The sequence below is a fragment of the Candidatus Magasanikbacteria bacterium genome, assembly GCA_021648085.1.
Lineage (GTDB): Bacteria > Patescibacteriota > Patescibacteriia > Magasanikbacterales > UBA922 > JAKITS01.
Genome location: JAKITS010000001.1, coordinates 537354 through 558905 on the forward strand (window position 1 = coordinate 537354; position 21552 = coordinate 558905).

General features: G+C 32.6%; 17 protein-coding genes and 1 tRNA gene. 2 read left to right on the plus strand and 16 right to left on the minus strand.

The window, feature by feature from the left end; all coding sequences use genetic code 11:
- Window position 1 precedes the first annotated feature (1 nt).
- The 8 genes from L3J07_02725 to L3J07_02760 are packed head-to-tail and all read right to left on the minus strand — an operon-like array spanning window position 2 to window position 7961.
- Window positions 2-919, minus strand: coding sequence for a hypothetical protein (locus L3J07_02725; protein MCF6276739.1), 918 nt, complete (start codon window positions 917-919; stop codon window positions 2-4).
- Window positions 920-922: 3 nt separating this feature from the next.
- A complete protein-coding gene (locus L3J07_02730; GenBank protein ID MCF6276740.1) occupies window positions 923-2038 on the minus strand; it encodes a glycosyltransferase family 4 protein in 1116 nt (371 codons plus the stop codon).
- Window positions 2039-2040: 2 nt separating this feature from the next.
- Window positions 2041-2904, minus strand: a complete 864-nt coding sequence (locus L3J07_02735; protein MCF6276741.1) for a PD-(D/E)XK nuclease family protein — start codon at window positions 2902-2904, stop codon at window positions 2041-2043.
- A 38-nt stretch (window positions 2905-2942) separates the two neighbouring features.
- On the minus strand, window positions 2943-3950 hold the full coding sequence (locus L3J07_02740; GenBank protein ID MCF6276742.1) for a rod shape-determining protein: 1008 nt from the start codon (window positions 3948-3950) through the stop codon (window positions 2943-2945).
- Window positions 3951-3955: 5 nt separating this feature from the next.
- Window positions 3956-5407: a DUF4012 domain-containing protein gene (locus L3J07_02745; GenBank protein ID MCF6276743.1), complete on the minus strand. Its 1452-nt coding sequence runs from the start codon at window positions 5405-5407 to the stop codon at window positions 3956-3958.
- On the minus strand, window positions 5400-6914 hold the full coding sequence (locus L3J07_02750) for a hypothetical protein (protein ID MCF6276744.1): 1515 nt from the start codon (window positions 6912-6914) through the stop codon (window positions 5400-5402). The genes L3J07_02745 and L3J07_02750 overlap by 8 nt, the downstream gene beginning before the upstream one ends.
- Window positions 6915-6926: 12 nt before the next feature.
- Window positions 6927-7349 carry a hypothetical protein gene (locus L3J07_02755; GenBank protein ID MCF6276745.1) on the minus strand — a complete coding sequence of 141 codons (423 nt, stop codon included), beginning with the start codon at window positions 7347-7349 and terminating at the stop codon, window positions 6927-6929.
- Between the two features lie 21 nt (window positions 7350-7370).
- Window positions 7371-7961: a hypothetical protein gene (locus L3J07_02760; GenBank protein MCF6276746.1), complete on the minus strand. Its 591-nt coding sequence runs from the start codon at window positions 7959-7961 to the stop codon at window positions 7371-7373.
- Window positions 7962-8039: 78 nt separating this feature from the next.
- On the opposite strand from L3J07_02760, the gene L3J07_02765 reads away from it, so the two are divergent.
- A complete protein-coding gene (locus tag L3J07_02765; protein MCF6276747.1) occupies window positions 8040-10214 on the plus strand; it encodes a hypothetical protein in 2175 nt (724 codons plus the stop codon).
- 50 nt (window positions 10215-10264) lie between these two features.
- On the opposite strand, the gene L3J07_02770 is transcribed toward L3J07_02765, so the two are convergent.
- The 4 genes from L3J07_02770 to L3J07_02785 all read right to left on the minus strand — a co-directional run bounded on the left by L3J07_02770 (window position 10265) and on the right by L3J07_02785 (window position 12516).
- Window positions 10265-10909: a hypothetical protein gene (locus L3J07_02770; protein MCF6276748.1), complete on the minus strand. Its 645-nt coding sequence runs from the start codon at window positions 10907-10909 to the stop codon at window positions 10265-10267.
- A gap of 104 nt (window positions 10910-11013) precedes the next feature.
- Window positions 11014-11478, minus strand: a complete 465-nt coding sequence (rplL, locus tag L3J07_02775; protein ID MCF6276749.1) for a 50S ribosomal protein L7/L12 — start codon at window positions 11476-11478, stop codon at window positions 11014-11016.
- Between the two features lie 72 nt (window positions 11479-11550).
- A complete protein-coding gene (rplJ, locus tag L3J07_02780) occupies window positions 11551-12078 on the minus strand; it encodes a 50S ribosomal protein L10 (GenBank protein MCF6276750.1) in 528 nt (175 codons plus the stop codon).
- 366 nt (window positions 12079-12444) lie between these two features.
- Window positions 12445-12516 (minus strand) — tRNA-Glu (locus L3J07_02785).
- A 132-nt stretch (window positions 12517-12648) separates the two neighbouring features.
- Here L3J07_02785 and tsaD point away from each other — a divergent pair.
- The gene (gene tsaD / locus L3J07_02790) at window positions 12649-13659 is read left to right on the plus strand and encodes a tRNA (adenosine(37)-N6)-threonylcarbamoyltransferase complex transferase subunit TsaD (GenBank protein ID MCF6276751.1); all 1011 of its coding nucleotides are present in this window, start codon (window positions 12649-12651) and stop codon (window positions 13657-13659) included.
- 104 nt (window positions 13660-13763) lie between these two features.
- Here tsaD and dnaE read toward each other — a convergent pair whose 3' ends face one another.
- The 4 genes from dnaE to pheS form a co-directional block, all read right to left on the minus strand.
- Entirely contained in the window at window positions 13764-17231 is a 3468-nt protein-coding gene (gene dnaE, locus L3J07_02795; GenBank protein ID MCF6276752.1) for a DNA polymerase III subunit alpha, read from the minus strand.
- Window positions 17232-17570: 339 nt separating this feature from the next.
- Window positions 17571-17897, minus strand: coding sequence for a hypothetical protein (locus tag L3J07_02800; protein MCF6276753.1), 327 nt, complete (start codon window positions 17895-17897; stop codon window positions 17571-17573).
- Window positions 17898-18002: 105 nt separating this feature from the next.
- On the minus strand, window positions 18003-20465 hold the full coding sequence (pheT, locus tag L3J07_02805; GenBank protein ID MCF6276754.1) for a phenylalanine--tRNA ligase subunit beta: 2463 nt from the start codon (window positions 20463-20465) through the stop codon (window positions 18003-18005).
- A gap of 1 nt (window position 20466) precedes the next feature.
- A complete protein-coding gene (pheS, locus tag L3J07_02810) occupies window positions 20467-21498 on the minus strand; it encodes a phenylalanine--tRNA ligase subunit alpha (protein MCF6276755.1) in 1032 nt (343 codons plus the stop codon).
- Window positions 21499-21552 lie beyond the last annotated feature (54 nt).

Here is a 21552-nt window from a genome sequence, read left to right on the forward strand (position 1 = left end):
ATCAATGTATTAATAATAAAATATTTTCAATTAAAAGTCTTGGGTGTACATTCAGTAAGATTAAACTCCTTGCTTCTGTAATTTTATCATTCAATCTCACAAATTCACCATAAGTTATACTATTTTTTTTAGTATTTTCACTGTAGATAAACCCATTTAAGACAGACTGCCATATACTCAAAATTTCTCTTATCTTATCTCTTTGTGCTGTATGATCCGTCTTACTACCAAACATTTCTTCTATACACACTCTTTTCTCGTAAAAAGCTTTTCCAAACAGGGATTCAAATCTTTTTATCTCTTTTTTATAAAAATTTAAGTTTTCTTTATTTTCCAAAAAATCCAAAACTTTTCCCGGTAAACCTTTGGATATTTTATATATCTCCTCTGCTTTCCCAAAAGAAACGCCTTTACTAATTAAAAAATTGTGTATATCTTTTTCTTTTACAGGCTCAAAATATACAACCTGACAACGAGAAATAATAGTATCGGGAAGTTCATTTAAATTATCACTTATCAAAAATAATACTGTTTTTCCTCTTGGCTCTTCTAAAGTTTTCAAAAGTGCGTTTGCACTAAAACTATTCATCTTGTGAGCATTATCAATTATAGCAATTTTATGTCCTTTAACAAAACTTTTTTGTGATAAGAAATTTATCAAACTCCTTATCTGATCCACACTTATACCTTTTTTTGTTTTTCCTGTTTTTTTATCTATTTCCTGTTCAACAAAAAAGAAATCTAATTCTTTTTTAAGATTTTCTTTTGTTGTTTTTAATATATTTTCCGATAACTTTTCTGCAATATTTTTTTTTCCAAGACTACTTTGCCCAACAAAAAGATAAGCATGTCCAAGCCTTCCATTTTTCAAAACTTTATCAAAAAAGTCTACTATCTTTTTATGCCCTATTATTTCCATATATCAAGAATTTAATATATGCCAAACTTCTTTTGCACTTTTTTCCCAAGAAAAGAATTTTACCCGTGCCAAACCAAGTTTAACATTTTTTTTACGAAGCTCACCGTCTACTAAAAACATCTTAACCGCACCAGAAATACTCTCAGAATTATTCATATCACATAAGAGCGAGGCGCCATTTGATAATTCCTCCAAACTATTTCCTTTTGATATTACAGTAGGTACTTCAGCAGAAAAAGCCTCCAAAACAGGAAGACCAAAACCTTCATACACACTTGGAAACACAAAAACTTCAGCACCTCTCAAAATTAGTGGTAAATCTTTAGAATCAACCCAGCCCATTTTTTTTATATCTTTTTTATTCTCACTTTTATCTATTTTTTTTAAAATCTTTTCATATCCAAAACCATTTTTTCCTACTAAAACCAAACTTAAATTATGCATTTTCTTATCTTTTTTAAGTTTTTCAAATGCTTCTACTATTCTAAGTGTATTCTTTTTTGTTTCAATTCTACCGATACTCAAAATATAAGGACTTTTAATTCCATACTCACTTAATACAAAATCAATTCTACTTTTGTCTTTTTTTATTTCAAAATTATCCGAAACACCATGAGGAATTACAATTATTTTTCTAACATTTTTATCTCCATAAACCTCTATCAACTCTTTTTTTACAAATTCACTTGGCACAAAAACTTTCCAAAGTTTTTTTACTGCTTTTTTTGCAGACCAAAGTGAGTACCATCTTTCAAATTTACTATAACTTTCTGGAAATTTATAAGCTGCAATATCATGCACAGTCATTACAGTCTTTTTTGGGTGAATAAAAGGAAAAACATGTGCTGGAATAAATAATACATCTGGTCTATAAAAAATCATTTCCAAACTCAATCGAATCTGTGTCCAAAATCTTCCCAGAAACCAATTCAAAACTTTTTCCTCCCAATTTTCTGGCAATTCAGACAAGTCACCAGTTAGTGGTTTATTTGTATACAAAACAACCTTTTCACTAGAAGGGATTATTTTTTTCAGTTCCTGAATTGTATTGAATGCGTACCACTCAACCCCAGTTTTTTGCAAATTATTGGCGCGCGAAGCATCAATCCCTATTTTCATATTTACAAAATAATACTATCTTTTTCCTCTTTTTTCTGTTCTTTTTCTAAAATATAAACATCATAATTATACTCATCATTTCCCACAAATTCCCCTTCTCCATTTAAAATTCTCTCCATTGGCTTACAGACAAAACAACCTTCTTTTGGGCATTTAAACCTTTTTAACTGTCTTGCCAATTTTACCCGTTTTGCAATATCCAAAATTTTCTCATACGCATCTTCTGCGTTTGGAAGCTCTTTTTCCACCATTTCATTTGTCTGCAGATACCAATAACTTGCTTTTTCAACTTTTCTCTTTTGACAATTTTGAACCAAAGTTAGATAGATTGGTAATTGCAAAGAATTTGGATCTTCTTGTGCTTTTCCTGTTTTAAAATCAATAATATGAACAGAATCTGTTTCTGGCAAATACTCCAACCAGTCCACCTTTCCACATAAAATTATATTATCTTCTTCTGACAACCAAAACCAAGGTAAATCTTTTTGAATTTTTACAGCCTTGTTTATAAGCACTCCAGGATCTTTCATCAATTTTCTAAGCATCTCCATTCCACGCTCTTTATACACCTGCTCTGTATCCAAATCTGTAAAACCACCATTTTTTCCACTTACTTTTTCCCAAACTTCACCAAATTTCACAACTAAAGAATCATTCATTCTAGAGTCAGATGGTAAAATAGAAAGCGACTCAACTACTTCGTGTACAGCCTGCCCCAAAGCCAAAGGCGGACTCACTATTTTCATCTTGTGATTTGTCTTTGGATCTTTGTAAACATGTTTCAAATAATAAGCTCTAGGGCACTTCAAAAAATCACCCATTGAAGTGTGTGAAACCCAAACTGCTGTATATTTATCCTGCGCCATATTTTTTATAATTATTTTTACTTACTATACCCAATCTACTACTTTGTAGCCAAAACACTCCTTTTGTAACTGTCTAAATTTTCCAACGCTATTCCAGTACCACGAGCCACACAAAGCAAAGCATCATCTGCCAAATAACATGCAACACCTGTAGCTTGAGAAATTAATTCTGTTAAATTTCTCAACTGGCTAGAACCTCCGGACATTATAATTCCTTTGTCCATTACATCTGCTGAAAGCTCTGGTGGAGTTTTGTGCAAAACTTCTTTTACAGCTTCAACCAAACCTTCCAAATCGTGCTGCAAAGCTTCTGTCGTATCATCTGATGTGACCACAATTGTTTTTGGTAGTCCAGTTATCATATCTCGTCCTTTTATTTCCATTGTCAAAGGATCATTCATAAACATTGCTGAACCAACATTTATTTTTACACTTTCGGCACTTCTCTCACCTATTGCCAAATTATATTTTCTACGAATATGTTCTGCAATAGAATTATCAAATTTATTTCCACCAATTCTCACAGAACCACAAGAAACAATTCCACCCAAAGATATAACAGCAATTTCTGCGGTTCCTCCACCAATATCTATTATCATATGCCCACTTGCGCTTCCTATTGGAATATCTGCCCCAATTGCAGCCACAATAGGTTCTTTTATAATATACGCCGCACGGGCTCCCGCTGCCATAGCAGCGTCTACCACAGCACGCCGTTCTGTAGAGGTAATTCCCGCAGGTACAGCTATCATAACCTCTGGACGAAACAAACGCATTCCACCCAAAGCTTTATTTATAAAGTAACGAAGCATAGCCTCAGTTGTTCTATAATTTGCTATTACACCATCTTTCAGAGGTCTTTCTGCAATAATTGTGTCTGGTGTTCTCCCTATCATATCTTTTGCTTCAACACCAACAGCCAAAACCTTTCTATCGTCCCTAGAAATCGCAACAACAGAAGGCTCGTTTATTACGATCCCTCTTTTTGGCACATACACAAGTACATTTGTAGTACCCAAATCAATTGCAACCTTTTTTATCCACATAACATCTAAAATTCAACACTTACCGACCTATCAACGCTTAAATTAGTTTCATACTGATACAAACTATCTCCCCAAAATTCTTCTTTTTCAGCTGGGCTAGCTCCACTAAGTTTTTTATCAAAATTTAGCTCAAAGGTCAAATCGTAAGTATCAGCCCCAGACTGTCTTTGTATTGTCAAATCGTAAGTTCCATTATTTATTTTTTCTACTATATTATTTGGCAAATAATAACTAAAACTAAGATTCGATATATTTCCAGGCTCTAATTTAAAAAATGTTCCAAACCAAGTCTTTCCTAATTCTACACCACTGTCCACAGAACTACCTACTTTTTTACCATCTCTATTTACATTTACTAACTCCGAACCTTTTGGAACTAAAACTTTTACATAACTTAAGTACCTACTAGTCCTCCAATCAAACGACCCATTATGGGTATACTCCATATTGACATTTGCCACAAATCTTCCATCTTCTTGTGGAGTTATTGAATATTTCACAATTCTTTCTATAGCATGGTCTGTTTTCAAAGCTCCTAAATTTGCATCTACCCACATTACGTAATCATCTGATGTGTCTTGCACTCTACCAGCCCAATTCAATCGCTCAATCTGGTCTTGCAATACATCATCACGAGCATAAATTAAGATTTGTTTTTCGTTTGATAATTTTACCGCTGTATCCAGATATTCTTGCCAATTTAGTATTGCCGTTAATCCCATTTTTTTGAATAATTCTTTCATAAAAATACCAACTATAACCTTTCTATCTTCCACAGCTATATCTCTATCTTTGTATGCATACTCCACCTCATATTCTAGCTTTCTAGTCACATTTTCACTATCAAAAGTCATCCCATCTACACTTATAGGGCCTATTATTTTTAATAACTCTTCCAAAACTGTAGGTGTTACACCTATTACACCATCTATTTCCCCTGCTTTATAACCTTGCTCCAACATATAAAGTTCCAATGTTTTTTTAGAGCTTTCCATAAAATCTGGAGACCAATTACTGTCCCTAAACCACCACCTATCTACACCCAAATGATCTGAAAGTGGTTTTGGTGGAACTGGTTTTGGTGTGCTTGGCGCAGAGTGATCTAAATTTTCACTTCCTTCTACTTTTTCTATTTTTACCTTTCCGCCGTCTATAGTCACAACCCCGTAAACTCCTATAAATCCTCCACCGGGACGCAACTCTGTGTTATTTAAAAACAAAAATAAATAAGTTTTTTCCTCACCAAAACCAAGAAGTATTGGTAACAACCTTGTAAACGAATCTCTGTCTTCTTGTGTCATTATAGTAGCCCCTTCTTTACTTATAAGTTCATTTAAAATTAAATTGTTTATTCTATTATTCACATAAAAAAATACCACAACAAGAGCCAAAATAATTGCAATAATAACAGCTAAGGTAATTAATAATATTTTTTTTGCTCTTGTTTTTTTAAACATATTTTTTATTATTTTTTTTAGCTCTTGTTTTTTGTGAGACATTAAATCCTAGATATTTTCCAAACATAAGATGTGTCACAGCATCTATCGCTGGAATTGCACTCACAAAAATTAATGAGAGGGGTAAAAGTCCCCACTGTAAGAGCATTATAAGATACTTATATTTAGGTTCACTTTTTGGTTTTTTTGGTAAAAGTGGAAAGCTTAAAACAGCAGAAATCAAAAGCCCAGCCATTGCCATAATCATTAACCTCTCCAACAAATGAGGTGCGTTGAAAAACAAGGCACTTTGTTGAACAGACTCTGGCGCTACCCACATTGGCAAACGCCCCAAAACCGTAATCATAACAGCAACAACACTCCAAGACCATTTACCCTCCCATTCCACAAAAATCCACTTTACTTTTTTCCACAAAGTTATTTTTTTTCCTTTTTTCTTGAAATTCCAAAGTAAATAAGGAATATGTTCTGTTCCCCAAGCCCAGCGACGCTGTTGTTTATACAAATTCTTTATACTTGTCCACCATTTTACATCTCGCACAGTGTCCATTGAAACTGGAATATACATTGGAACAACACGGTAGTCACCATTATAATACAAAAAACATTGGTAAAAAATTCTAGAATCCTCACTAACAATCTCTTTACTGTGAAATCCAGCGTCTACAAGTGCGCTAAAACTCATAGAATGAGATGAGAAAGTTACGAGTGTATCTTGTTTTGCAAGAGAAGTGAGTGTCCAAAAAGTTGTACCAAAAGCCATAATTCTTAAAATAGAAGGAGACTCCCATATATTATTATTATAAAGCGCAACTGGTTGATAAGAGCTTCTAGTAGCCTTTGGATTCGTACAATAAAGATAAGTTAAATAAGTAAAATAGTGTTGATGACAGATTGTATCAATATCAAAAATAGTTACAATCACATTATTATAATTCCACTTTTTTTTGTCTATATATTTTTTAATTTCTTTTTCAGAATAGTTTAAATTTGAACCTTTTCCAGGAATTTCATCTTGTAGATCTTTTGGGTGAAGTGTACCAATTATATCTCCAAAACAAGATGCAAAATGTTTTTTTGTCTTTTCAAAAATATCCTCAAAATGCAACCCTTCTCTCTCTTCGCCAGCTATTACAACAGTAAAAAGCTCTGGCGAATGTTTTGAAGCTTTACACAGACTAGTTAGTGCACTTTTTATAACATCCCATTCCTCATTGTAAACTGTTAAAAAAACCACATGTTTTTTTTCTCTCCAGTTCTCTACTTCATGGTTTAACTTGTCTAGCCAGTCTATTTTTCTAGCAGCTCTAAAACGAGCCCAAGCAACTGTAAGATAAAATACAAAATGAGCAACTTTTAACACCCAATAAATATCAAATAAAATAATAAAATAAACCATCCAAAGTGGTTTTGTAAATGACAAAGTAACTCCCAAAATTAAGGTAAGCCAAATAGAGAGTCCTGGCAAAATTTCATACATTCTGTAGCGTTGGTAGTCGCTAAGCATATTTTTTATTTACTATTTCCACAATTTAATCTTTAAAATTTTTCTCCAAAATGACTTTTTTCCAATACTAGGTTTTCCACTATAACTAGCAAAAATAAAATCTCCTTTGTTTTGTTTTTTTAACTTTTTAATAAGTTTTTTTGGTTCTAGACTTTGTTTTTTAGTGATAGCAAGTCCTGGAATGTCTAATACATACAAAAAACTGTTTACAACTGTTGTAGCAACACGAGTACTAGTAAAACCGCCAGACCCAACAACTACCATAATACCTTTTAGAGTTTCCTTTTCAATCTTATTATTTTTAAAAAACTTATCTACAGCTTCTGGAAGTCCGTCTGTATTTCTTTTGTACTCAGTAGAAATCTCTTTTTTCTTTTCATTAAATAACACAAGTTTATTTTTTTTTCTGTCTGATGGATCAATTAGTAAATACATAGTATTATTTAATAAATATATTTACACATTAAGCTCATTCAAAACTTTCATATTTTTTCCTTCTAAAATAGAATACAAAAACCTATCCATCACATACCTTCTGTCAAAAAACTCCTCTTCGGACATTAAAGTATAACGAATTTCTGCACTAGTACTTTTTTCATATTTTGCTATAATTTTTGCCAACACCTGTTCTTTTGCTTTTCCAACCAAAAGTAAGTCTGTATCAGAATCTTCATTTCCAACAAATCTACCAGCTATCACAATAAGCTTAAACTTTCCTGCTTTTGCTTTTATTTGTTTTACTAAATCTTGTTCACCAGCAATATGTGCCTTTCCAAGTAAAGCATGCATTTCTGGGTAAAAAACACAACTTTTATCTATTTGATAATACTTACGCAAACTAGAAGCACTTCCAGTTTTTTGCTGTGTATTTGCAACTTCCTCTATAAGGCCAACTTTAATAAGAAGATTTATCTCTCTTCTCACTGCATTTATATGTGATTCTATCTCTCTCGTAAGCTCTCGAATAAAAAATATCTTATCGGGCTCACGAAAAAAAGTTTTCAAAAGTTTTAATCTGGTCTTTGAACCAAAAAGATGTTCAAGCATAGTTTTCTTTCACTGTTTTATTAAATATAGTATAATATGGTTGTGCTAAGTAGTCAAAGATAATTTTTATATTCCATTATGATTAGTTCCGTTGAACTGCGTGAATTTTTTGTTTGTGGAACTTATTCAGAGACACAACACTCACTCTTACATATAAGTGAGCCTGAAAGCCCTGAGGAAAAAGACAAAGGGTATTTTTTTGCTATTGCAGAAATTAGAGAATCTACAAAAAAAGAAATAGAAAAAATTCAAGAATTAATAAATGAAATAGAAATACTTTACTATAAAAGTGATGTTGGAAGTCATAGAGAAAACTTTGAAAAAATACTACAAAAAATAAACGAAGACGAAAAATTTGAAAAATTAAAAAAATCAAATATGGATCTTTTTGTGGCTGTTATGCGTGGGCACAGTATTTCTTTTGCACACAGAGGAACACCAAATGTTTTACTTTTTCATAATTCACACAACTCACTTCACCGAAAAAAACTTATTGAAAAAGATTTAGAGCAAAACTCAGACAAAATATTTTCCACAGTTGTAGAAGGAAAAGTACACTCTAAAAATTATTTTTATATATCAACCCCAAATGTAAGTGAAGTTTTTTCAAACGATAGAATACAAAAACTTCTCACATCTAGAACTGTAGAACAAACAATAAAACACATTCAAAAAGTTTTAGAATCTATGTCAGATGGCTCATCTTACGGTGGAATTATTTGCAAAGTTCTAAACAGTGAAAACCAAATAGAGGATGAACACAAAAAAACAGGATCAATCGAATCTATCGAACAGATGATAGACCACGAAAAAAACACACAAGAAACATTATCACCATCTTTTTTCTCAAACAGTATAAACGAACTCAAAAAAATATTTTCACCACCTCATTTCAAACAAGACGATGAAAATATAAATTCCCCAAAAGCGAGACATCAAAATCAAAACACATCTACAATAAATATGGTTTTGGTTACCACAGGAAAAGCCTTAGTTATAACATTTTTAGCAATATTTAGGATTATAAAATTTATAGCATTATTTACTTATAGACTATTTTCTACTATATTTTTTCTTATCACAAAACCAAGTAAGAGAAACGAAACAAAAGAAAAGTGGAGAAAATATATTAACCATAAAAAACACTATTTCAAAACAATGTCGATTCTGCACAAAATACTTCTTACACTTTTAATTATTCTTACAGCTACATTCATTGGAAGTATTGTTTTTATGAGAGTACAGACACAGCAAGAGCTAGAAAGGCAAATTTATGTTGGTCAAATACAAGAAATTATAAATAAACAAATAGAAGCTGAATCCAGTATTATTTATAAAGATGAAAAAACAGCTTTCAATTTATTAAAAGAAGCTGAAGAAATAATAAATAATCTGCCAAGTGAAAATAAAATTCAAGAGCAGAAAAAAGAAGAGTTAATAGCAGATTTAGATGTAATATTTAGAAAACTTCGTAAAATAGAAATTGTAAAAGCAGATATTTTTGCAGAGCTTCCAGACGCTCGCATAAACAAACTAGAATTTATAGACAATATTTTAATTGCGTACAACAAAGATATTAAAACTTTATACAAAATAAATCTCGGAACAAAACAAATAGAAACACAGGAATACAATGAAACTTTTGATTTTACCCAAAGCACAGTACCAAAAGAAAATGATAAGATATTATTTTTAGATGATAACAACTCCATAATAGAATACGACAGAAAAACATCTTCCATCATATCTCAAGATATTTCTTACCAAAAAGATAATCCCAACATAAGTAATATATTTATTTATAATCAAAGATTATATTCAATAGATATAAATTCTAGTGAAATTTATAAACACAACGAGACACAAACAGGCTACGACAAAGGTGCACTTTGGCTAAAGCAAGATGTAGACTTGAGTGACGCTGTAGACTTGGCGATTGATTCTAGTCTTTATGTTCTAAAGTTAAATGGAGAATTGTTGAAATTTTCTAGCGGAGTTCAAGAGGAATTTTCCATAAATATGATAGATCCAGCGATGGAAGAGCCAACTCAAATGTGGACATATTCAGATGTGGATGAGATATTTATCCTAGAACCAAAACAAAAAAGAATTGTGATAATAGACAAAGGTGGGGTGCTGTTAAAACAATACACTTCTCTAGATTGGCAAAATCCAACCAGCATGAGCGTGGACATAGACAATAAGAAATTATATGTGATTGATAGTGGTAAGGTTTATAAGATTAATTTGTAAAAAAAATAAATTAAAAAAAGAGATGAAAAATAAATCACCTCTTTTTGTTTTTATACTTGCAGTTTCGAAAGATCATCGTCGACAAGAGGAAATATATTATAAACATAATCCAATTCCCTATCACTCAAATTTTCTTCCAATAGAATATTTACTGCCCACCGTTTCAACTCTTTACTATAATGACCACAACGAACAATTGTAATTAGTTCAAATTTTCCAGTTCCAGTTAATTTACCATCTCTAAAAAATCTTTGTTCCAATTCTTTTGTCACTTTTCTAATAAACTTTGGAAAATCACTAGCAATGAGACAAAGTAGTCGCAAATAAACATCTTCTGGTTTCTTCATTTTTCTATTTGCAATTCGCTTGCGAAACTCTGGAACACAAGTATAAATAGAAATTAAATCATAATAAATACTAATATTCTTTTTTGCCTCATTCATAAACACGCGCCAAGCAGATTCACGAATTTCTGGTCTTCTCATATAAAAAACCATATGGTCAATCCAATACTGATATTCTTTTCCATCTCTTTCTTTGCGTTTAAGAATTTCTTTCCATACAAGCCTTATAAATAAAATATGATCTTGTGCATCTCTAATCTCTCGATTAAGAGCGCAAATATCAGGTCTTCTTATCAAATAATTTCCATATTTTTCTTCAGAAAACTGACATTGTGTATCCTCTGTATGCATTTTAAATTCTCCTCTTTGGCTGTAAATGAACGAATACATCTTAGCACATAATTAAACAAAAAACAATCCCAAAAGGGATTGTTTTTTGTTTATTTGAAAAAAGTTTACTTAAGTTCAACTTTTCCACCAGCTTCTTCAATTTGTGCTTTCATTGCTTCGGCCTCTTCTTTTTTAACATTTTCTTTGATTACAGATGGAGCATTATCTACCAACCCTTTTGCATCTGCAAGTCCAAGACCTGTGATAACTTTAACCGCTTTAATTACTGCAATTTTAGTTGCACCAAAATCAGTTAATTCTACATTAAATTCAGACTTTTCCTCTACTGCAGGTGCTTCAGCACCACCAAGTGCAGGACCAGCCATCATCATTGCAGGAGCAGCTGCGCTTACTCCAAATTTGTCTTCCAAAACTTTTACAAGTTCTGATAACTCAATTACAGACAATGTTTCGATAGTTTTTACCAAGTCTGCAAATTTTGCAGGAACTTCTACTGAAGTTTCCTCAACTTTTGTCTCTTCTACAGGAGTTACCTCTACTGTTTCTTCTACTTTTTTTTCTTCTGTCATATTATTTATTTAGAAATTATCACCGAACACACCTCCATTTCTGAAATTATGTTTGGTTTATAATTTCAATATTTAAGCTTCGCTTTTTGAATCTTTAATCGCATTTAGAACGTTAACAACTGAGCGTAAATTTCCTGCAAGCACATTTACGAATCCAGAAATTGGAGCGTTAATTGTACCAACCAACTGAGCATAAAGCTGTTGTTTGCTAGGTAATTTAGCAAGTGCCTCTACTTGGAGTGCTTCAATGAATTTTCCCTCCAAAACTCCACCGAAAACTTTAACAATTTCATAATCTTTTGCAAAATTTGAAACTATTTGTGCAGGTGCAACTTCGTCGTTTGTTCCAAAAAATACTGCCACACCACCGTCGAAAATCTTTGAATCGATTTCCAAGCCAGCTTCAGCTGCAGCTTTTTTGACTAAAGTTTTTTTACTAATTAAACATTTAACACCCTCTACTCTACACTTGTCTCGCAATTCATCTGTCTGACCCACTGTCAAACCTTGAAAATTTGCAAAAACAACTGATTTAGAGTTTTTAATTCCGTCTGTCAAACGTTCCATTGTACTTTCTTTTTGTTGTCTAGTTTTTGCCATATTTTATAATAAAAAAACTGTGACAAACTTTGCCACAGACATATGGAATTTTATTCCCTATAAAGTATTCGACCTAATAAAGCTAAAATTAGCTTTCAATACCTCGGTAGCGTGTTTAATTCCGAACAAGAACTTATTTGAAATCTTTTTTTGAATCAATTTTATTATATTTTGAGCGAAAATCTTATAAAAAAGTGAAATATAACGGGGCTATATTGAGCTTTTTTAGAAGATTTGTAGCCAGAATAGAATGAATTGAACAAAAAAAGATTTCAAATAAGTTCTTAAGCCAGAAAGCTACTGTCTATGGTTAAGTTTTGTTTGACTCCATATTACCTTATTAAAAAAATAAAGTCAAGGAGTTTGTACCGCCAAGGGGAATCGAACCCCTGTTACCGGGATGAAAACCCGGCGTCCTAACCACTAGACGATGGCGGCATTAAAATTTACATACAAACTTTAAATACACGAAAATTATACTATATTTCACTACTTTTGTCAAGATTATACAATAAAACCCTTTATTTTTTGCTTATTTTAAGTTATTATAAAAATAAAGATATTACATAAATGAAAATTTTAGCAATAGAAACATCTTGCGATGAAACATCAGTCGCTTTGGTTGAGTTTAAAAACTCAAAAATAAATGTGCTTGCAGAAAAAACTGCAAGCCAGATTGATATACACAAAAAATATGGTGGAGTTGTGCCAGAGGTTGCAGGTCGCAAACATGCTGAATTTATTTTACCAACCGTAAAAGAAGTTTTAGGCGGGCAACCAAAACCAGATGTAATAGTTTCTGCAAATGGCCCAGGGCTTATTACAGGACTTATCATTGGGGTAGAAACCGCAAAAATGCTTTCTATACTTTTAAAAATTCCAATAGTTTCTACAAACCATATGGAAGGTCATATTTATTCTGCACTTTTGGAGGAAAAAGATTTGGATGCAATCAAATTCCCTGCACTTGCACTAATAGCTTCTGGTGGGCATTCTGAATTGATAATTATGAAGGACAATCTGTCTTATGAAAAAATTGGTAAAACTCGTGACGACGCTGCAGGAGAATGTTTTGATAAGGTTGGAACACTTCTAGGTTTTGAATATCCAGGTGGCCCAAAGGTCTCTAAATCAGCTTTAAAAGGAGATCCGACAGCGATAGACCTACCAAGACCAATGATAAAAAGTGATAACTTTGATTTTAGTTTTGCAGGACTCAAGACTGCATCTTTATATTATTTGCAAAAAAATAAAAGAGTAAATAAAGCAGATTTTGCTGCAAGTTTTGAGCAGGCTGTGGTAGATGTGCTAGTTTCCAAAACAATGCGTGCAGCTATAAAATACAAACCAAAAACTATTATTTTGGCAGGTGGAGTGAGTGCAAACCAAAAACTTAGAGATACTTTAAAAAAAGAAATAGAAACAAATTTTCCAAAAACAAAATTCCTACTTCCACCACAAGAATACACCACCGACAATGCCGTAATGGTCGCAGTCGCAGGATATTTTAAAGCAAAAAACAAACAATATACTCCTTGGAAAAAACTGAAAGCTGAACCAAATTGGGAATTGGGAGAATAGAAGCGTTCTAATTGTTCAATCACTTCGCTCGTTCGAAATGTTCTAGTCGTAAAAACAAAAAAACCAGTAGAAATACTGGTTTTTTTAATATTAAATTTAAAACATTATTTACTAATCTGAATCCTATTCTCACCGACCAATTCTTTTAGTTTATTTTTTGTATCATCGTCCACTGTAATATATAAAAACTTAATTGTTTGGGTTCCAATTTGAACATAAACTGTATATTCACCACCTTTTTTTCTAAACAGTTTTTTTAGCTCTGCGCCCTTTTCTTTTGCTTCGTCCATTGTTAGAAAAACCTTTATCCATTTTTGCTTTTTTTCTTGAATATCAAAACCACTAGATTTTATTCCATATGCAATTTCTTTGTAAGCATTGCGAAAATTTTCTTTGTTTATTAAAATCATAGATTCTACAAACAACTTATTGTCCCCAGATTCGCGTGGAGTTTTTCCTTTTATCAAAACCACTGCATTTTCCACCCACAAGTCTCTTGTTTTTTCATAAGTTTTTGGGAAAACCAAAAGCTCAATAGAACCACTTGGATCTTGAACACTTGCAAAAAGCATCTGACTTCCTTTTTTTGTAATCAACTTTTTGAAACCACCAATCACTCCACCAATCAAAATCGTCTTATCTCTATCCGCTTCTTCTATAGAACTTACCGATTCCAATCCTCCTCCTAATTCTTTTTGAAAATATTTAAAAGGATGAGAAGAAATATAAACCCCAAGCAGACTTTTTTCCCAATCCAACAACTGCTCTTCTGTCACAGGCTCGGCTGATTTCATTGGAACTTTTGTACCGATATCAATTTTTGTATTCAAAAACAAAGAATCCTGATTTCGCACTTCTTTTTCTCTATGTTCACGAGTAAAAAACAACATGCTTTCCATATTTACAAGAAGAACTCCTCTATCATATCCAAAACAATCCATAGCTCCAGAACGACTTAGCGCGTCCAAAGATTTTTTATTTAAATCCTTATCTGTAATTCTTTCCAAAAATTCTTCCAAAGTTTTATACGGTCCATTGTCTTTTTTTTCTCTATAAACAACTTCAGAAATATGCTGACCCAAACCTTTGATAGCATTCAAACCAAAACGAATTCTACCAGGTTCACCGTGTTTTGAAACCATCGCAAAGTTTCTAAAACTTTCATTTATATCTGGTGGTAAAACCTTTATTCCCATTCTTTCACATTCATATACAATTGCTGCAACTTTTTCTGCATCACCAAATTCAGCCTGCAAAATAGCCGTCATAAATTGAACAGGATAATGCGATTTCATATAAGCTGTCTGGTATGCAACCATTCCATAACTCGCTGCGTGCGCTTTATTAAATCCATACGCCGCAAAAGGTTTAATACGATTCCACAAATCCTCTACAACATCTTCTGAAATGTTATTTTTAATACAACCTGCCTTAAACTGATTTCCCTGTTCAACCATAAGCTCTGGGATTTTCTTTCCCATTGCTTTTCGAAATTTATCAGCTTCCAACCAATCATAACCAGCCAATTTTATAGCCGTAAGCATCACATCATCCTGATAAATAAGAAGTCCTAAAGATTTTTCCAAAATCTCCTCCAAATCTGGATGTGGATAATCTATTGTTTCTGGATTGTGTTTTCTCTTGATATATTCTGGAATAAATTCCATAGGACCAGGACGATAAAGTGCTACCATCGCCATAATATCGTCTATATTCGTAGGTTTCAATTCTTTGAGCCAGCGAGTCATACCAGAACCAGAAAGTTGGAAAACTCCCATTGTTTCTCCACGCGCAAGCATTTTAAAAACATTTACATCTTCCAGTGGTAAATTATAAATATCTACTTTATCACCAACTGTTTTTTCTACAATTTTCACAGCATTTCCCAAAATAGAAAGATTACGAATTCCCAGAAAATCATTTTTCAAAACTCCAGCAGATTCCACAGATTTCATCTCATATTGTGTAATAATCCTATCCCCACCAGTCTCACGCTGAACTGGTGAAAAGTCAGTAAGTGGAGTTGGTGAGATTACAACTCCAGCTGCATGAATAGAGGTATGACGCGCGCAACCTTCTACTTGTTGTGCCAAATTCAAAAGTCTTTCCACATCATCATTTGTATCATACAAACTTTTCAACTCTGGCTCCTCGTCCAAAGCTCTCTGAATTGTCATTGGAAACCCTTGGGCGCCCGTTGGAATTAGTTTTGCAACTTGATCACAAAAAGAATAAGAAAGCCCAAGCGCACGACCAACATCTCGCACACTAGCGCGAGCTGCCATTGTTCCAAAAGTTATAATCTGTGCAACTTTATCCTTACCATATTTTTCTGTCACATATTCAATCATCTCTCCACGCCTATCATCGGCAAAGTCCGTATCAACATCGGGAGCACTAGGACGAAATGGATTTAAAAAACGCTCAAATGGAATTTTGAACCGAATTGGATCTACAGTTGTAATCCCCAAAATATAAGAGACAAGTGAACCAGCAGCAGATCCACGAGTAGTCTCTACAATTCCATTTCTTTTTGCGTAATTTACATAATCTGCAACACAAATAAAATAAGGTGCATAACCTTTTGTTTTTATGATATCCAATTCATACTCAATCCTCTCTTTTAAAAAATCTGTAAGCTCGTCATAAAAACCAGGAAAACCTTTGTAGGCCATATCTTTCAAATGTTCATTTGCTGTTTTTCCTTTTGGTAGATCTACTGGCGCAAAATGCCACTTATCTAGTTCAATTTCCAAGTTTACTCTATCTGCAATTTTTACAGTATTTTCAATTGCTTCTGGCACATGTCGGAAGCGTGAAATTATATCTTCCGCAGAATTATAAGATCTGTCCACATGTCTATAGTCTGTACGGTTTGGCAAATCTACTCGCCAACCATTTCCAATACAAAGTAAAATATCTTGTGCATCTTTTTCATCTGGATTCATATAGTGCACATCACGCGTTACCACCATTGGAATTCCGGTTTTTTTGGAAAGCTCAATAAGTTGTGTGTTTACTTTTACCTGACCTTCTATTGCCGGATGATCTTGTAATTCTAAATAAAAATTATCTTGCCCAAAAATTTCATTATACTCCAAAGCAGATTTTTCTGCTTGTTCTGTTTTTCCTCTTTTTAAAAATTGCGGAACTTCACCCTCAATTGGTCCTGACAGAGCTATAATCCCCTTACTATATTTTCTTAATAATTCTTTATCTATCCTTGGTTTATCATTTTTGAAACCATCCAAATGACCTTTAGACGAAAGCACCATCAAATTTCTATAACCCTCATAATTTTCTGCGAGCAATATCATTTGGTACGGAGCATTTTCATCCTCCTCGTCCATTTTTGTCTCTGCAATATATGCTTCAAACCCAATAATTGGCTTTATACCTTCTTTTTTACAAGTTTTATAAAATTCTATGGCACCATAAAGAGAGCCATAATCTGTAAGTGAAATAGTCTTAAAACCACGCTCTTTGGCGATTTTTACAAGTTCTTTTACTTTTGGCAACCCATTCAAAAGTGAATAATGAGTATGAGTATGAAGGTGTACAAAATCTGACATTTGAGAATTCTTTATAATATCTTGTATTTTAATCTTTTATTATTTAAATATCAAGGGTCAATAAAAAACATAAAAAGAACTAATATTTTATTATAATTATTTAAATTTTGGTTATATTACATTGGGATATTTCGACTTCGCTTTGCTCCGCTCAATATGACGTAAAATACTCACGTCATCCTGAGCGAAATGGAGTAAAGTGGAATGCAGTCGAATGGATCTCAAGAAAGTATCATAAAATTATAAATAATAATTAAATTTTTATTCAAATAAACCTTAAACTATTTTGAATTAAAAAAACACCTTAATTAAAAGGTATTTTTTATTTAAAATTATTTTCTACTTTTTCTTTTTTGCTCTACCTTTTTTTGATTTTACAACTTTGCTAAATTTTTCTGTTATTTTTCCTATTACAAACTTTTCTACAAGTTTTGTTAAAGTTCCACTCACAACCCCCATATTTTTAGATAATCCATCTACCCTATCTTTTATCATATTTATTGCATCTGTCATCAATTCCACTTTTTCTGTGATACTCTCTATTATTCTATTTGCATTTTTCAAAACTCTAGCAGCTTGGTAAAGCAACCAGCACAAAAATACTGTAAACCACAAAATACTAAGCGACAAAACAATATATAAAAAATCTTGACTAGATTCAAACATATTTTTAAAAATTAAGAATTAAGAATTAAACCTATTATAACACAAATATAAATTAAATATTAAAAAAACCAGTATTTCTACTGGTTTTTTTGTTTTTATATTTTACTAACTTCTCACATCAGCATCAAAATCTTTTTTTAGAACTTTTACTAATTCTTTGTGAATACTATTTATATCTTCTCTTTTTAATGTTTTTGTATTTGATTGATACACAATGTGATATGCCATACTCTTTTTTGTCTTTCCTATTTTATCCCCCTCAAAAACATCAAAAAGTTCAACTGAAGTTATTAAATCATCTACATTTTTCATCTTTTCTACCAAATCTTTGTATAAAACACTTTTTTCTACCACCAAAGCAATATCTCGTTCTATTGCCGGATAATCTGAAACAGAGCTGGAAACTTCTTTTTCGCGCAAAAATGGTAACAGCTTTACCAAATTCAATTCACAAATAGCCACCCTATTTGGAATTCCAAATTTTTGCTGTACAGCTGGGTGAACCTCGCCAATTATTCCAACTACATCCCCAAATACTACAACTTTTGCAGATCTGGTTGGGTGTATAAATTCAAACCCTTCTTTTATACCTTCTTGCAATTCATACTCAACCCCCAATTCTTGCAAACAACTATTTAGAACACTGGAAACATTGTAAAAAGGAGTATCTAAATCTTTTTCAGATAGAGCAAAGCTCAAAAGTAAATCTTGCCTTGGTAAAAGCGCTCCACTGTTTGGTTGAACTCGCGCGCCAGACTCTTCCAAAATATAAGTTTTCCCAAATTCATACAACGCCAAACTTTTTTCATTGTGAGAGTTTTTCTCAACATTTTCTAGCAAGTTTGTAAGTAAACTTCTTCGCAAAAACGGTTTATCTTTTGCAAGTGGGTTATCCAATTCTATATGTTTATCTGTTTTCAATCCCAACTTTTTCAATGAATTTGGAGCAACAAAAGAATAATTATAAACTTCTGTAAAACCATTTTCCAAAGTCATTTTATCTTGTAAAATTCTTTTTATTTTAAATAAACTACTTTGAACAGGTGGAACAATATTAAACATTGGCAATTTTCCTTCTACCGCACCATAACCATAAATTCTCATCACTTCTTCTGCCAAATCTTCTTTTATTGAAACATCTTTTGTAGCGCGCCAAGTAGGAATTGTAACGGAAAAATTATTACGCTTTTCTTTTACTTCAAAACCCAAACTATCTAAAATTTCCACAACAGACTTCTCCTCAATTTCAAAACCAGCATATTTACTTATAAAATCTTTTTTAAATTCAATTGGACCAACATTTAATTTGAACTTTGAAATGTCTGTGACCGAACTTACAACTTTTGATTTTGGACATATTTCTAATATAAGCTGAACAGCTCTGCGCAAGGCAATTTCTGCCAAATTTGGATCCACACTCTTTTCAAATCTAGAAGATGATTCTGTTCTTACATTTAATTTTGTGCTAGTTTTACGAATTGCACTAGCATTAAAATTTGCAGATTCTAAAACTATATTTTTTGTATTTTCACTAACAGCACTACTCTGTCCTCCTATCACACCAGCCAAAGCCAAAATATTTTTCTTGTTTGTTATCAATAAATCCCCACTATTTACCTCTCTTTCTTCTCCATCCAAAAACACAGCTTTTTCACCACCTTTAGCCTGCTTTACATAAATTTCTATTTCACCTTCTTTATTTTTCAGTTTATCTGCATCGAAAGCGTGCATTGGCTGACCAATATCAAACATTACATAATTTGTAACATCTACCAAAACATTTTTTGGTATCACACCAATTGCGACTAATCTCTTCTTTAGCCAATCTGGAGATTCAATAGTGGAAACACCGCTTACTGCCACAGCCATATAGCGTGGACACAAATTTATATCCTTTACTTTTATTTTCAAATTCAACTCATTTTCTTTTATTTTTGGAATTTCTGGCGGATTATAATCGCTAAGTTGTTTTTTGTACAAAACTGCAACTTCCCGTGCCATTCCATAATGCCCCCACAAATCTGGCCTATTTGAAAGTGATTTGTTATCAATGTCCAAAATCACATCTCCAACTTTTAGAGCTTCTGAAATTGGAGTTCCAATTGCAACATTTAGAGAAGTTACATCCATTATTTCTTTTTCATTTTTGGCAGGAAATAATTCTCCCAAACCAATTTCGTCTGCTGCACAAATCATTCCACTTGAGTCTACTCCACGCAATTTTACATCTTTTATCTCTACCAACTCACCTTCACCGTGCCAACGCACTTTTGAGCCAGACTTTGCAACAACAACCTTCAATCCTTTTTTTACATTTGAACCTCCACATACAATTTGCAAAACTTCTTCTCCACCAACATTTACCATACAAACTTTCAACTTGTCTGCGTCTGAATGTTTACTACATTTTGTAATTTCACCAACCACAATATTATCAAGAATAAATTTTTTATCCTCAACACCTTCAACCTCAACAGTACTCAAAGTCAATTTACTAGCCAAATCTTCTGCACTCACAGATTCTAGCAAAAAAACATAATCTTGAAGCCACTCCTTACTTATAAACATATTAAAATTGCTTTAAAAATTTCAAATTTCCAGAAGAAAACGCACGGACATCTTCTATCATATATTTGAGCATTACAAGTCTATAAAGTCCAAAACCAAATGCAAAACCACTGTAAACTTCTGGGTCTATTCCGCCAGCTTTGAGTACATTTGGATGAACCATTCCAGCCCCAAAAACCTCTAGCCAGCCAGTTTTTTTACAAACCCTACAACCCTCTCCTTTACACAAAAAACAACTCACCTCCCCATTTACACCCGGCTCCACAAAAGGATAAAATTTTGGACGAAGCCTAACCTGAGTTTCATCTCCATACAAATGTTTTGCAACAACCTCCAAAGTTCCTTTTAAATTGCTAAAATTTATGTCTTTACCTACAACCAAACCTTCTAGCTGATAAAAACTGTGTTCGTGTCTTGCGTCTGTTGCCTCGTTTCTAAAACAAATCCCAGGAGCAATCATACGAAGTGGTGCTCCATATTTTTGCATTGCGCGAACCTGCACAGAAGAAGTTTGTGTTCGCATTACCCAATTTAAATTGTCTTTTATATAAAAAGTATCCTGCATATCTCTCGCTGGGTGATCTGCTGGAACATTCAATGCTTCAAAATTATAATATTCACTTTCCAATTCTGGACCATCCAAAACCATAAAACCCATAGAGATAAAAAGATCTTCCAAACTTTTCTGAACTATAGTATTTGGATTCAAATGACCTTTTCTCTTTTTTCCTAAAAATGGTTGCGTCACATCTATTCTTTCTTTTTCTGCGACTTTATCCATTTGTAATTTTTGAAGTTCATCTTTTTTTTCTACAAATATTTCCATCAATTCTTTTTTTGCCAAATTTGCCAATTGTCCAAATTCTTTTCTCTCAACCAGTTCCATATCTTTCATCTTTTTCATTAAGTTTGTAAATTCCCCAGCTTTTCTACCAAAAAAATTAATCTCAAATTCTTTTAGAGATTCTTTGTCTTTTATAGACTTAATTTTACTTATAAATTTCTCTTTCAAACTTTCTAAAACTTTTTTCATAATAAAGTAATTTTACGATATTAAAAAGCATACCATTTCTGGTATGCTTTTTTC